Raw genomic sequence first — 13,537 nt, 5'->3', positions numbered from 1 at the left:
TGGCATTAAACCAGCCAAGAAAAAGCAGCCCCAGGCGACCCACCGCAGGCGGCTGCACCAACCCGCAATCCGATTGCTGACGAGGGAGTCACCGTGTCTGTTACTACACAGTCCGCCGTAACCGCAGAGCGCGAAAGCGAACTGCTCGCTTCTGTTCCCACCGGCCTGCTGATCAACGGCGAGTGGCGCCCCGCGGCATCAGGCAAGACCTTCGACGTCGAAGACCCCTCCACCGGCAAGGTTCTGCTGAGCATTGCCGACGCCGGAGCCGAGGACGGCATGGCGGCCCTCGACGCGGCTGCCGCCGCCCAGGAGTCCTGGGCGAAGGTCCCGCCGCGGGAGCGGGGCGAGATCCTGCGCCGGGCCTTTGAGCTCGTGACCGAGCGGGCCGAGGATTTCGCACTGCTGATGACCCTGGAAATGGGAAAGCCCCTGGCCGAGGCCCGCGGGGAGGTCACCTACGGCGCCGAGTTCCTGCGCTGGTTCTCCGAAGAGGCAGTCCGCGCGTTCGGCCGCTACTCGGTCTCCCCGGACGGCAAGTCGCGGCTGCTGGTCACTAAGAAGCCCGTGGGCCCGTGCCTGCTGATCACCCCGTGGAACTTCCCGCTGGCGATGGCCACGCGCAAGGTCGCCCCCGGCGTTGCCGCCGGCTGCACCATGGTCCTCAAGTCCGCGAACCTGACTCCACTGACGTCACAGCTGTTCGCCGCCGTGATGCAGGAGGCGGGCCTGCCCGCCGGCGTCCTGAACGTCATCCCCACGTCAACGGCCGGGGCCACCACCGGCCCGCTGATCAAGGATGCCCGGCTGCGCAAGCTGTCCTTCACCGGCTCCACCGAGGTGGGCCGCCGCCTGCTCTCTGACGCCTCCGGAACTGTCCTGCGGACTTCCATGGAACTGGGCGGGAACGCCCCCTTCGTGGTGTTCGAGGACGCCGACGTCGACGCCGCCGTCGCCGGCGCCATGCTGGCGAAGCTGCGGAACATGGGTGAGGCCTGCACTGCCGCGAACCGGTTCATCGTGCACGAGTCCGTCGCGGACGAGTTCGCGGAGAAGTTTGCCGCGAAGATGGCGGAGATGACCACGGCCCGGGGCACCGAACCCGACTCCAAGGTCGGGCCGCTGATCGATGCCAAGAGCCGGGACAAGGTCCACGAACTCGTCACTGATGCCCTGGCCTCCGGCGCCAAGGCTGTGGTCGGCGGGGCGCCGGTGGACGGCGCGGGCTACTTCTACCAGCCCACCATCCTCAAGGGCGTCACCGAGGGAACGCGGATCCTGTCCGAGGAAATCTTCGGACCCGTGGCACCGATCATCACGTTCGGCACCGAGGACGAGGCCATTCGCCTGGCCAACAACACTGAATACGGGCTCGTAGCGTACGTCTTCACGAAGGACCTGAACCGCGGCATCCGGATGGGCGAACGGCTCGAGACCGGTATGCTCGGCCTGAACGCCGGCGTTGTCTCCAACGCCGCGGCGCCGTTCGGCGGCGTCAAGCAGTCAGGGCTCGGACGCGAGGGCGGCCTTGAGGGCATCGAGGAATACCTCTACACCCAGTACATCGGTATCGCCGACCCGTACGCCGGCTAGCCGTTACGGAGCCGCCGCAGGCCGTCGCGGGCCCTTGTCCAGGAGCCCGCGGCGGCCTTTGCTGCATGCGCGGCCGTACTGCCGACTGCCCGGAACGGTGCACTGGCAATGCTGCCCCAGTGTGACATCACCGACGGCGGCAGCCACTCGGCGCGCAGGCGTCCCATCAGTCCCGCATTACGGCGCAGCGCCCTCCGGACTGCGGCGATCTTCTGTGCTGTGGACGGGTCAGCCTGCGACAACGGGCCAGTGGCCGTGGATGAGTCAGCGGCCGTGGACGGGTCAGCGGACGCAGCCGTGCCGGTCCCTGCGGCCGGCCGGCCGTATTGGTGGCGTTCAAAGGCCGCGGTGAGATCACGCACGGCGGTGTCCGCCTCGGGGCGCCCTGTTGGCCTCGGGGCCCATGCCTCAACGGCATTCGTGGCGGGAGTCCGCCCCAGCGCCGGCGAACCGCTAAGCCGGGCAGAGAACGCGCGCGGCGTCTCGCTGGGAAGTGGGCGAACGCCGTAGTCCGTGGCGAGGTCGCGCAGCTCCGCCCAAGCGAGCGGTGCAGCCGCCTGCCCTCCCCGGGCCGCCGGTCCCCGCAGGCGCCTGGAGCGCAGCCGCGTCCGTACCATCCGCGGGGCCGCGGCGATCAGAACCAGCAGGAGCGCTCCTGCCGTCGCATAGGCCGCTGCAACCATCCGGTTCCCTGCCCCTGCCTCTCCGCCGCCGGGGAGGGGGAACGGCGCGGGGTCTGTTGCGGGCGGGGGAGTGGCGCCGTTGGTGGGCAACAGGCCGTCATTGGTGCCGTCGTTCGTGCTGGCGCCGCCTGATGAGGAGTCCTGGGCGTACGGCGGAACTACACCGCGCGAGGGGGTGGGCTCGAACGGAACCCAGCCGAGCCCCTGGAAGTACAGTTCCGGCCAGGCATGGGCGTCACGGGCATCCACTTCGAATTCGGGAAGCGCGCCCTGACCGGCGACCGACACCGTGGCCCCTGTCAGCCGGCCCGGGGCATATCCCACCGCGATCCGGCTGGGGATTCCCTCAAGGCGGGCCATGACCGCCATGGCCGACGCAAAGTGGATGCAGTAGCCGCTTTTCTGATTCAGGAAGTCCGCCAGCACTGAGAGGCCGTTGCCGTCATAGCCGCCCTGGACCGGCGATTCGAGGGAGTACGTGAACGGTCCGCCCCGCAGGTACCTCTGAATGGCCATTGCCTTCTCGTACGCGGTCCTGCTGTCCGACGTCACCGAGTCGGCGGTGGTCCGGACGACTTCCGGCACGTTCGCCGGCGGCCTGATGAACTCCTCGGGTATTCCACTCACGGGCGCCGAAGATCCGTCCAGAAGTTCCTGTGTCAGCTTTGGGGCTGAGGACCGAACCAGGTACTGCTGGTTCCGCGAATTCGTGTCGGTGCCCCTGATGCTTAGCGTGGCGGGATCCCAGCTCCACCGGCCCGTCAGTCCGTTGACGGCTTCGGGCGCATAGGGGACGGGCAGGTACGGGCTGGTGAAGTGCCCGGTGTTGACTACAGTGACCTGGCGGACCTGCTCCGGGGCCAGCATCTCATGGCCCACCTCCATGCGTCCTGGCCCAGTCCGGCGGGACGCGTTGCGGTCGTCGGGGGACCACGCCTCGCCGTCAAACCGGTCCACTGTCACGGAGCGCAGATAGAGGGGAGTGGTGGCATTGGTGGCATAGGTGATCCGCCCGTCGCCGGATGGGCGGCGGAGGCTGTTGCCGAGGCTGATCATGGGGTTCAGGCCGCTGGAGGAGGCCCACGGGTTGAGCCGCGAACCTTGCGGGAACGTGCCCTGGTCGAAGCCGGGAATGATGAGCTGCAGCACAAGCGTGACCACCAGCGCCACGCCGCCGGTCATGGCGGCACGCTTGATCTGCCCGGGATTCCGCGCGGTGTCGGCCTGGACCCGGGCGTCCGGGGCGAACCACTGGCTGCACGCAAGAATGAGCAGGAAGCCTGTTGCCGCCCCAAGGAACCCCACCAGCCCGACGCTTTGTGGCTTGATCATGGCCGGCACCACGAGCACGGCCAGCAGGCCCAGGCCGCTCGTGGCAGGCATGCCCAGGGGGAGGGCAAGCGCGTCCACGAGAATGACAACCAGCCCCAGGGCGGCGCACGTCACCAGGACGATGCCTGCGTTCGGCGCCACCGGAGAGCTTTCCGACAGCACGGTTTCGCTGGCCCGCCGGAGGTGCCTGCCCAGCGCCGCCATTGTGGCCTCCGTGGGAAAGAAGCCGGCGAAGCTGTCCCGGCGCAAGAACGTGAATATCAGGATGAACAGCAGGGACACGAAGCCGCCCAGGGTGACCAGCAGCGGCTGCGCCCTCAGGGCGCGGAGTCCCGCCATGGTCAGCGACACCACGATGATGGTGGTGAGCACGGGGAGGAACCAGGCCCATCCACGCAGCACCCCGTTGAGGGAGACGGAAGCCCCGGCCACGGCGACCGCCACCGCCCCCGACATCGCCCAGGGATAAGCCTCGGCACCCGGACGACGGCGGCGTTCCGAGGGAGCCGCCGATGGCTGCGGCGCGGCGGCGCCGGTCTGGCGCTGGGGAGCGAGAGTCACCGGGCCACGCCCGCACCACGCCGTACGTCGGCAGCCGCAGCTGCCAGCGTGGCGTCGCCTTCATCGAAGTACGTCCATGCGGCCGGCAGGGACGTGGCCGCATCCACGGCCACGGCACGCCAGCCGCCGAGGCGCAGGGCCTCGAGTACCTCGGAGGACTCCGCGGGCCTGTCGCTGATCACGATGGCAAAGGCGTTTGCCGCGTAACCGGCCGCAGGCGCCAACGCCCGTGCCTCGGCCAGCGAGATTCTTCCGAGGACCGCCAGTACAGGGCCGCGCATCCGGTGTGCTGCAAGCTTGTCAATGAGCCGGTCATCGAACACCGGCTGCCCGGAGTCGCCGCCTCCGGAATGCTCCCGGAGCGACGTCTCGTGCTCCCGGCGGATGTGGTGCGGACCGGAAAGCTGGATGGCCGCCAGGCTCTCGGCGATGGACTGGAGTCCTGCCGCGCCGCTGTATTCCTCGCAGTCAGGTTCCGGCGCGGAGGGGGAGCGGTGGAATGCAGGATCGCCGGCGGCATCCAGAAACCGGAGGGCGTAATTCCGTTCGGACAGGTGCGCACTTACTGACATGGCGGCCGTGACGGCCCATTCGAAGGTGTCGCTCGTGACGAGGTCGCTGCCGTCGTCGCCTTGGCCGCTGAAGACCGCGCCGAAACCGGCGGAGTGGGCGCCATACCGCTGATCGAGAATGATCGTCGCCTCCGGCGTGGTCACCGATTCCTCCTGCCGCACCATCAGGGCGCCGTGGCGGGCAGTCGCGGGCCAGTGGACCCTCCGCATCGGATCGCCGTGCCGGTACTCCCTCGTCATGACGTCATCGTCGCTGGGGTTGGCCCGGATCCGCGTGGCTGTGATTCCGTCGTTGCCCCTGGCGCCGGCCAGTCCCGTGGCGGGAAGCTCGACGGCGGCCGGCGTCACGGTGAGCGTGTCGCCGTCGTCAATTGTGTGCCTGTGCAGCGAAAGCCCGAAAGGATCCGTGAACTCGGCCGTGACCGGGCCGATCGTGAACTGGCCCCGCCTCCCGGAGCGCAGGCGGTACTCGTAGCGGCTGGTACCGCCGCTGGCGGTTCTGGAGGGAAAGCGGAACGCGGGCGACTCGCCGAACCTTGACGGGATCCGTTCCTCCATGATGATCCTTCCGGTCTCTGGCCCCGTCCGTGCGACGGCCAGCCGCACGGTGGTGGCGGACGCGGTCTCCACCGTGGCCGGGCTGAACTCCCGGTACACGCGGAAGCGGGGCTTGACCAGCCTGATGCCGGCCAGCGAGACAAGAGGCAGGACCACCAGGAGGACACCCAGGCCGAGCAGGTCCCGGCGGCCCATGACCTGGGCGCAGAGCAGGGAAATGATGCCTGCGCCCAGAAGTCCCCAGCCGCGGGAGGTGAACAGGTGTCGGGGGAGACGGTCCAGGAGTGCCATGGCGAATCCTGACTAGCGGCTGGGTCGCAGTTCCGCAGCCCTGGCCTGCCGGGAGGCGTGGGCGGACTCGGTCATCTCCTGGCTGACCGGAAGCTTGGCGAGTACGCCGCGGATCACGCTCTGGGGCGTCTCTCCGGTGCTGACGGCCTTGCGGTCCAGGATAATGCGGTGCGCCAGCACGGACTCGGCAACAGCCACGACGTCGTCGGGGAGCACGAAGTCCCTGCCGTCCAGGGCCGCCGTGGCCTTTGCCGCGCGAAGCAACTGGAGCATTGAACGCGGGCTGGCACCAAGGCGCAGCATGGCGCTGTCTCTCGTGGCGCGACCCACGGCAACGGTGTACTCCTTCACGGACTGGGACACATAGACCTGCTGGACCGTGGCAATCATCGCCGCGACGTCCGCGGATGTCACCACGGAGGTCACCCGGGCCAGCGGTGACGTGGCCTGATGGGTTTCCAGCATTTCGATCTCGGAGTCCTTGTCCGGATAACCCATGGAGATCCGTGCCATGAACCGGTCCCGTTGCGCTTCCGGGAGGGGGTAGGTTCCTTCCATCTCGATGGGGTTCTGGGTGGCCACCACCATGAACGGTTCGGCCAGTTTGTAGGAGTGGCCGTCCACCGTCACCTGGTGTTCCTCCATGCATTCGAGCAGGGCGGACTGGGTCTTGGCCGAGGCGCGGTTGATTTCATCGCCGATGACGATGTTGGCGAACACGGCACCGGGACGGAACTCAAACTGGCGCGACGACTGGTTGTAGATGGAAACGCCGGTCACATCGGAGGGGAGGAGGTCGGGGGTGAACTGGATCCGGCTGACGGAACAGTCGATGGTGCGCGCCAGTGTCTTTGCAAGGAGGGTCTTGCCCACCCCCGGCACGTCCTCCAGCAGCAGGTGGCCCTGCGCCAGCAGCACCGTCAGGGCCAGCTTGGCGGCTTCAGCCTTGCCATCGATAACCGTGTTGATGGCGGTCAGGATGCGTTCACTTGCGGCGCGGAAGGCCTGGGGACCCAGGGCGCCGGGCCTGTGGCCGTTGAACTGGTTTCCGCCCTGCGCAGCCCTTTCGGCGAATCCTTTTCCGCCGGGAACTATGTCATCATCCATCCTGGTGCGTCGGTGCGGTTCCATCGGCAACCTTTCAGCCCTGAGTGACGCGGGAAACGGTGCAGCAGCAGCCTGCCGTTGCCCGTCTTGGGCGATCACATCTCTCCGTACCAGCCTACTAAGACAACTGCCGTACCTGACAGAGAGTTCCGGGTAATTCTGGGCGCACTGCCGGGACTCCGGCTGCCCGGGCCGGCGCCGGTCCGTCAACGCGTGGAGTGCCGCCGCCGCTAGGCTGGGGGAATGTGCAATTCCCTGACTCCCAAGGCGTACCGGGCGCCCGGAACCGACGGGTCCGGCAAGCAGGGCTATCCTCCTGCTCCCGAGCCCTTGCCCGTCCCGGTGATGGACAACCACACCCACCTCGACTACCCCGGCGCGGACCCCCAGGTGGAGCTCGGGGCCGCGTTGGACACTGCCGAGGCCGTAGGGGTGCGGGGAGCCATCCAGGTCGGCACCGACCTTGAATCCTCACGGTTTACGGTCCGTGCGGTTGATCTGGACCCCCGGCTGCTCGGCGCCGTGGCAATCCACCCCAACGACGCCCCCGACTATGCCCGGCGTGGCGAGCTTGAGGCGGCGCTCCGCGAAATCGAGGAGCTTGCCGCGCACCCCCGGATCCGGGCCATCGGGGAAACCGGCCTCGACTTTTTCCGCACCGAGGGCGAGGGGCTGGTCCACCAGCGGTATTCATTCCGCCGGCATATCGACATTGCCAAAAGGCTTGGCCTGACGCTGCAGATCCATGACCGGGACGCCCACGACGACGTCGTTCAGGTGCTGCGGGAGGAGGGCACTCCGGACCGTGTGGTCTTTCACTGCTATTCCGGGGACGAGGACCTGGCCAGGATCTGCAACCGGGAAGGGTGGTTCATGTCTTTCGCCGGAACGCTCACGTTCAAGAACGCAGCCAACCTCAGGGCGTCGCTTGCGGTTGCCGACCCGGAACTGGTCCTGGTGGAAACTGATGCGCCGTTCCTCACCCCCCACCCCCACCGGGGCCGGACCAATGCCAGCTACATGGTCCCGTACACGGTGCGGGCCATGGCGGAATTGATAGACTCGGACCTGGCCGGGCTGTGCGGCCGGATCAGTGAAAATACCGTGCGGGCGTACGGATCCTGGGAGTGAGGCGGCCGGTGTCCGGGCGCCGCCCATGCATACCCGGTATGTAATATTTTTGGCCGGTTTATAACGGATCGGTTACAGTGAACAACTATTAGCCGGGGTCGGGGAAGGCCTCCGGATGATGTCACTCACGTTTTTAGGCAGGGCGCCTCTGGTGTCCTGCCTTGTGAGTGTGGCGGCGCACAAGCCTGCTGCAGACCTCCGGGCTGGTCCGGAGCCACCCCCGGGTGACTTGCCGCAGGTACCCCTGTGCGTTTTTCCCCGTGCCCGGATGGCTCCAAAGATATGGGCAATCGTGGTCAAGTTCTTTACGTCGGACGGCAAATTCAGTTTCGTCAAGGTAGCCGCCCAGATGGCGGTGCTCTCGGCGCTGGTACTCGGGCTGGTGGCCTTTGTGGGCAACAACAAGACAGTCACCCTGAACGTTGACGGCAAAGTGAGCTCCGTCCAGACGTTCGGCGGCACCGTGGAGCAGGTCGTCAAGGCCGCCAAGGTGGACCTTCACGCCTCCGACCGCGTGTCCCCCGCACTGGACGCGCACGTTGAGAACGGCTCCGTGATCAACGTAAATCTGGCCAAGGAAGTCAAAGTGAGCCTCGACGGGGCAGAAAAGACCGTCAGCACCACGGCCCAGGACGTGGCCGGCCTGGTGACCCAGCTCGGAGTGGCCAGTGCATCCGAACTATCGGTGCCGAAGACCGCCCAGTTATCTGTCGACGGCTCGTTTGTAGCCATTTCGACGCCGAAGACCGTGAGCATCCTGGCCGACGGCAAGGCTGCGAAAACCACCACCACCGCCACCACTGTTGGCGAAGTACTCAAGGACGCCGGGGTCAAGCTGGCAACTGCCGACCGCACCTCGCAGCCGGCCAACGCGCACGTCGTCAACAACATGGTGATCAAGGTGTCCCGCGTGGATACCAGCAAGACGGCCACCGTCACCGAAGAGGTCCCGTTCAAGACGCTGACCACGGACAGCGCCGAGATGCTCAAGGGTGAAGAGAAAGTCACCCAGGCCGGTGTCCCCGGGACGGTGACCAAGAAGTACAAGCTCGTCCTGGTCGACGGCCGGGAAGCCAGCCGGACGCTGGTCTCCCGGACCGCAACGCTCGAGCCCGTAACGGAGAAAATTACCGTGGGTACGAAGGAAAAGCCCGCACCGACGCAGGAAGACGCCAACACCGGCGCCGCCGCCCCGGCCATGATGAACGTGGCCATGTGGGACAAGATCGCGCAGTGCGAATCCGGCGGCAACTGGTCGATCAACAGCGGCAACGGCTACTACGGCGGCCTGCAGTTCGACATCCAGACCTGGATCGGTGCCGGTGGCGGCGCCTACGCCCCCAATGCCAGCCAGGCCACGAAGGCCCAGCAGATTGACATCGCCAACCGCGTCTACGCCGAACGCGGCCTGCAGCCCTGGGGCTGCGGCTGGGCGGCAGGCGGCTAAAAACGCCCCGACGCGAAGCGCAGGCATCAAGGCCCTCTGCGGCAGCTGACCACGGCTGCGGGGGTTGCGAGAGGCCGGGTCCGGAACCTCCGGGCCCGGCCTCTGCCGTCCCTCATGCCTGTGTCCCGCCTGCCTGCCGTCCCGCATAACCTGAGTCCCGCCCTTGCCTGACGTGGCGTGGCGGCGGGATAGGATACCTAGGTGACTGACCCGACCCCCTCCGCCCCCGGTACCGCGCCCGCCCCTCTCTTCGGCGCGTCTGATATCCGCAGGCTGGCCGAGGAAATCGGTGTACGCCCCACCAAGACGCTGGGGCAGAACTTCGTGATCGACGGCAACACCATCCGCAGGATTGTGGCCGCTGCGGGAATCGGGCCGGAGGAGACAGTCCTCGAAGTCGGGCCCGGGCTCGGATCCCTGACGCTGGGGCTGCTGGACGCCGCGAAGTCCGTTGTCGCCGTCGAAATTGATCCGGTACTGGCAGCCAAACTGCCGGAAACTGTGCGGCAGTGGCGGCCGGACGCCGCCGGCAACTTCCATCTCGTGCGCGCGGACGCCATGAAGGTCACCGAACTGCCGGCAGAGCCCGCGGCCCTCGTGGCGAACCTTCCCTACAACGTGGCCGTTCCCGTGGTCCTTCATCTCCTGCAGCACTTTCCGTCGATCCAGCATGGTCTGGTGATGGTCCAGGACGAGGTGGCCGACCGCCTCGCCGCCGGTCCCGGATCCAAGATCTACGGGGTGCCGTCGGTCAAGGCTGCGTGGTACAGCAGCATGCGCAAGGCCGGAGTGATCGGTATGAACGTCTTCTGGCCTGCCCCGAAGATCCAGTCCGGGCTGGTGGCGTTCACCCGCCGGGAACCGCCGGCCACCACGGCCAGCCGGGAACAGGTCTTCGCCGTGATCGACGCCGCATTCGCGCAGCGCCGGAAAACCCTTCGGGCTGCCCTGGCCGGCTGGGCCGGAAGTGCGGCAGAGGCGGAGCGCTGCCTCGTTGCGGCCGGTGTGGACCCCACTGCCCGCGGTGAGGTCATCGACATTGCCGCTTTCGCCCGGATCGCCGAAGCCCGCCAGGCTGCGGACGCTTGATTGGCGCGGGTCTGACTCCGGAAACAGCGGACGCGGGTGCCGTTGAACCGCCGCGCCCTTGTTGGAGCCCGGCACTGCCATGCCCTAGCGTGGACGCATGAACGCAGTGAGAGGGCGCTTTGCGGCGAGGACTGTCCGGGTCAAGGCTCCGGGCAAAGTGAACGTCTCCCTGAATGTGGGCCCGCTGCGTCCCGACGGCTATCACTCCGTGGCGAGCGTCTACCTGGCCGTATCTCTGTATGAGGAAGTGGCCGCCACCAGCACCCCCGGGGACGGCATTACCGTCGGCATCAATGCGGACAGCACGCTTGACCTGGACGGCGTCGACATTCCGCTCGACGAGCGCAACCTGGCCTACAAGGCGGCCGCCCTCATGGCAGAGGTATCCGAGCATTCCACGGGGGTACACCTCGACATCACCAAGCGGGTTCCCGTGGCGGGCGGCATGGGCGGCGGATCCGCTGACGCTGCCGCCACGCTGCTGGCCTGCGACGCGCTCTGGAACAGCGGCCTGTCCCGGGACGAACTGGCCCAGCTGGCCGCGGAACTGGGCGCCGACGTGCCCTTCGCACTCCTGGGCGGCACGGCGGTGGGGCTTGGCGTGGGCGATGATCTTTCTCCCGCCCTGGCCAAAGCCCAGATGGACTGGGTCCTGGTCACCGCCGAGTTCGGGCTTTCGACACCGGACGTCTTCAAAACACTGGACAGGCTGCGGGAGGCCGAAGGGCTCAACGTGGACGAGCCCACAGCCGTAGACCCGAAGATCCTGCAGGCCTTGCGCAGCGGTGACCCCGACGCGCTGAGCCGGGTGCTCGTCAACGACCTTCAGCGGGCCTCCATCGAACTGGCACCCACCCTCCGCGACACCCTGGGCCTCGGCGAATCAAGCGGAGCCATCGCAGGGATCGTCTCGGGATCGGGTCCCACCATTGCCCTGCTGGCCCACAACCCGGAAGCCGCCGAAGGGCTCGCCGAAGAGCTCCGGCACAAGGGGCTCACAGCGCTCCCGGTCCACGGCCCGGTGCCCGGCGCGCGCATCATCTCCGATACGCTCCTTTAATACCCTTAAACTTTCTGCCCCCCCGTTCGCAGAAGAATTCCCAGAAGAAATACGCAGAAGAAAGCAGTTCCCCGTGGCACACCTGCTCGGCGGCGAGAGCCTCACGGTCTCGTACGCAACCCGCACCGTTCTCGATGGCGTCACCCTCGGACTCGAGGAGGGCGACCGCATCGGTATGGTGGGCCGCAACGGTGACGGCAAGTCAACGCTGATGCGGCTGCTGGCGCTGCGGTCCACACCGGATTCCGGCCGCGTCACCAAGCGCGGAGACGTCAATGTCGGTTACCTGGACCAGAGCGACGTCCTCGACGCCGACCTCACGGTTGGCGCCGCCATTGTTGGGGACAAGGCGGACTATGAATGGGCCGCCAACGCCCAGATCCGCGAGGTCATGGGCGGGCTGGTGTCCGACGTCGACTGGCACGCCAATGTGCATGCCCTCTCCGGAGGCCAGAAGCGCCGCGTGGCGCTCGCCAAGCTCCTCATCGAGGACCACGACGTCATCATGCTCGACGAGCCCACCAACCACCTCGATGTCGAAGGCGTCGCCTGGCTGTCCCGGCACCTGAAGACGCGCTGGCGGGCCAACCAGGGCGCCTTCCTCGTGGTCACGCACGACCGCTGGTTCCTTGACGAAGTCTGCAACAAGACCTGGGAGGTCCACGACGGGATCGTTGACCCGTTCGACGGCGGTTATGCCGCCTACGTGCTGGCCCGCGCGGAACGCGACCGCATGGCGTCCGTGGTCGAAGGCAAGCGCCAGCAGCTTGTGAAAAAGGAACTCGCCTGGCTGCGCCGCGGCGCCCCTGCCCGGACCGCGAAGCCCAAGTTCCGGATCGAGGCCGCGAACGCGCTGATCGCGGACGTCCCCGAACCCCGCGACTCCATGGCGCTGAGCAAGATGGCCACCGCCCGCCTGGGCAAGGACGTCCTGGACCTGGAAAACGTGTCCCTGGATTTCCTCGGCGGTGACGAGGGCCAGAAGCTGTTCAACAACATCACCCTCCGCCTGGCGCCGGGCGAGCGCCTCGGACTCGTGGGGGTCAACGGCGCAGGCAAGACCACACTGCTGAAACTCCTCAACGGCGAGATCCAGCCGAGCTCCGGCAAGGTCAAGCGCGGCAAGACCGTGGTCACCGCGGTACTGACCCAGGAAGTCAAGGAGCTCGACGACGTTGCAGACCTCCGCGTCATCGAGGTCATCGAGCGTGAAAAGCGGTCCTTCAATGTGGGCGGCAAGGAGTTCACAGCCGGCCAGCTCGTGGAGCAGCTCGGCTTCACCAACCAGAAGCAGTGGACCCCGGTCCGGGACCTGTCCGGCGGTGAACGCCGCCGCCTCCAGCTCCTGCGCCTGCTCGTGGGGGAGCCCAACGTGCTGATGCTGGACGAACCCACCAACGACCTCGACACCGATACCCTCGCCGCCGTCGAAGACGTCCTTGACGGCTGGCCCGGTACGCTCGTCGTCGTGAGCCACGACCGCTACCTGCTGGAACGCGTCACCGACCACCAGATGGCGCTCCTTGGCGACGGCAAGATCCGCGGCCTGCCCGGCGGCGTCGACCAGTACCTTGAACTCCGGGAATCCGCCCTGGCCGGATCCACCATCACCGGCGGCGGAAACCCGGTCACATCCGCAAGCTCCGGCCCGGCAGAAGCCGTCTCGGGAGCGTCCGAAGCCGAGAAGCGCGACGCCCGCAAGGCCAAGAACCGCATCGAGCGCCAGCTGGGCAAGCTCACACAGCAGGAAGAAAAGATCCACGCCCAAATGGTCAAGAGCACGGCCGACAACGACTTCGACACCATGGCTGAGCTCAACAAAAAGCTGAAGACCCTGGCCGATGACCGCGAAGCCCTCGAACTCGAATGGCTCGAAGCCCTCGAAGTCCTCGGGGAGTAAGCCAAGGGCGCTGGACGGCACCCCTTCCGCGTCGCTTAGACACAGGGCAAAAGGGACGCTCCGGTCGCTGTGCGACCTCCACGTCCCGATGCCCTGCGATGCGCTCCTTCGGAAGGACCGCCGTCCGCCGACGTGGCCTACTTCACCGATGGATTGTCGTTGGGAAGGAAGGGATGAGGTCCAAGCTCACTCTGAGCTCGAAACCCTTCAACG

The 13,537-nt window shown here is 67.2% G+C and carries 9 protein-coding genes; 6 read left to right on the top strand and 3 right to left on the bottom strand.

Annotated features, from left to right (window positions below):
• The first annotated feature begins 93 nt into the window (after positions 1-93).
• Positions 94-1,593 (top strand): NAD-dependent succinate-semialdehyde dehydrogenase, encoded by a 1,500-nt coding sequence (locus AC6CH3_RS01210; protein ID WP_400578085.1) that lies wholly within the window; start codon positions 94-96, stop codon positions 1,591-1,593.
• Here the strand turns inward: AC6CH3_RS01210 and AC6CH3_RS01205 are convergent.
• Genes AC6CH3_RS01205 through AC6CH3_RS01195 form a run of 3 tightly spaced genes read right to left on the bottom strand, consistent with a single transcriptional unit; the run spans position 1,590 to position 6,721 of the window.
• Positions 1,590-4,169, bottom strand: a complete 2,580-nt coding sequence (locus AC6CH3_RS01205; RefSeq protein WP_498130701.1) for a transglutaminase TgpA family protein — start codon at positions 4,167-4,169, stop codon at positions 1,590-1,592. The two genes, AC6CH3_RS01210 and AC6CH3_RS01205, sit on opposite strands and share 4 nt — an antisense overlap.
• Entirely contained in the window at positions 4,166-5,590 is a 1,425-nt protein-coding gene (locus AC6CH3_RS01200; RefSeq protein WP_498130700.1) for a DUF58 domain-containing protein, read from the bottom strand. The genes AC6CH3_RS01205 and AC6CH3_RS01200 overlap by 4 nt, the downstream gene beginning before the upstream one ends.
• Before the next feature lie 12 nt (positions 5,591-5,602).
• A complete protein-coding gene (locus AC6CH3_RS01195) occupies positions 5,603-6,721 on the bottom strand; it encodes an AAA family ATPase (protein WP_498130699.1) in 1,119 nt (372 codons plus the stop codon).
• A 219-nt stretch (positions 6,722-6,940) separates the two neighbouring features.
• Here AC6CH3_RS01195 and AC6CH3_RS01190 point away from each other — a divergent pair, with 219 nt between their 5' ends.
• The 5 genes from AC6CH3_RS01190 to AC6CH3_RS01170 all read left to right on the top strand — a co-directional run bounded on the left by AC6CH3_RS01190 (position 6,941) and on the right by AC6CH3_RS01170 (position 13,324).
• On the top strand, positions 6,941-7,828 hold the full coding sequence (locus AC6CH3_RS01190) for a TatD family hydrolase (RefSeq protein ID WP_498130698.1): 888 nt from the start codon (positions 6,941-6,943) through the stop codon (positions 7,826-7,828).
• Positions 7,829-8,096: 268 nt separating this feature from the next.
• Complete coding sequence (locus tag AC6CH3_RS01185) at positions 8,097-9,275, top strand: resuscitation-promoting factor (RefSeq protein ID WP_498130697.1); 1,179 nt, start codon at positions 8,097-8,099, stop codon at positions 9,273-9,275.
• A 201-nt stretch (positions 9,276-9,476) separates the two neighbouring features.
• Positions 9,477-10,364, top strand: a complete 888-nt coding sequence (gene rsmA, locus AC6CH3_RS01180; protein ID WP_498130696.1) for a 16S rRNA (adenine(1518)-N(6)/adenine(1519)-N(6))-dimethyltransferase RsmA — start codon at positions 9,477-9,479, stop codon at positions 10,362-10,364.
• Positions 10,365-10,461: 97 nt separating this feature from the next.
• On the top strand, positions 10,462-11,424 hold the full coding sequence (locus tag AC6CH3_RS01175) for a 4-(cytidine 5'-diphospho)-2-C-methyl-D-erythritol kinase (RefSeq protein WP_498130695.1): 963 nt from the start codon (positions 10,462-10,464) through the stop codon (positions 11,422-11,424).
• Between the two features lie 73 nt (positions 11,425-11,497).
• Positions 11,498-13,324, top strand: coding sequence for an ABC-F family ATP-binding cassette domain-containing protein (locus AC6CH3_RS01170; RefSeq protein ID WP_498130694.1), 1,827 nt, complete (start codon positions 11,498-11,500; stop codon positions 13,322-13,324).
• Positions 13,325-13,537: the final 213 nt, after the last annotated feature.

The organism is Arthrobacter sp. GQ119, assembly GCF_059759125.1.
This window is presented reverse-complemented; position numbering and strand designations above follow the sequence as displayed.